2 tRNA genes and 1 rRNA gene are annotated in these 532 nt (G+C 48.9%); all 3 read left to right on the top strand.

Going from position 1 to position 532, the window contains the following annotated elements:
- Nucleotides 1-97 (top strand): 16S ribosomal RNA (locus ABZO33_RS26845); the annotation flags it as partial.
- Nucleotides 98-175: 78 nt separating this feature from the next.
- A tRNA-Ile gene (locus ABZO33_RS26840) sits at nucleotides 176-252 on the top strand.
- Between the two features lie 6 nt (nucleotides 253-258).
- A tRNA-Ala gene (locus ABZO33_RS26835) sits at nucleotides 259-334 on the top strand.
- Nucleotides 335-532: the final 198 nt, after the last annotated feature.

Here is a 532-nt window from a genome sequence, read left to right as displayed (position 1 = left end):
AACCTTCGGGAGGACGGTTACCACGGTGTGATTCATGACTGGGGTGAAGTCGTAACAAGGTAGCCGTAGGGGAACCTGCGGCTGGATCACCTCCTTAATCGAAGACATCAGCCTGCTGATGAGCTCCCACACGAATTGCTTGATTCATGATGTAAAGACGATCAAGACCCTATATAGGTCTGTAGCTCAGTTGGTTAGAGCGCACCCCTGATAAGGGTGAGGTCGGCAGTTCAAATCTGCCCAGACCTACCAATATGCGGGGCCATAGCTCAGCTGGGAGAGCGCCTGCCTTGCACGCAGGAGGTCAGCGGTTCGATCCCGCTTGGCTCCACCACTTTCTGTTGTGTCTACCTTGATCAGAACTTAGAAATGAGCATTCGTTGATGAATGTTGATTTCTGACTTTTGTCAGATCGTTCTTTAAAAATTCGGATATGTGATAGAAATAGACTGAACACCAGTTTCACTGCTGGTGGATCAGGCTAAGGTAAAATTTGTGAGTTCTGCTCGAAAGAGCGACGTGCGAATTTTCG

Origin of the sequence: Pseudomonas sp. CAM1A, assembly GCF_047501685.1 — a bacterium.
GTDB lineage: Bacteria > Pseudomonadota > Gammaproteobacteria > Pseudomonadales > Pseudomonadaceae > Aquipseudomonas.
Note: the sequence above shows the minus strand (reverse complement) of the source record. Positions and strands in the feature narration are given on the sequence as shown.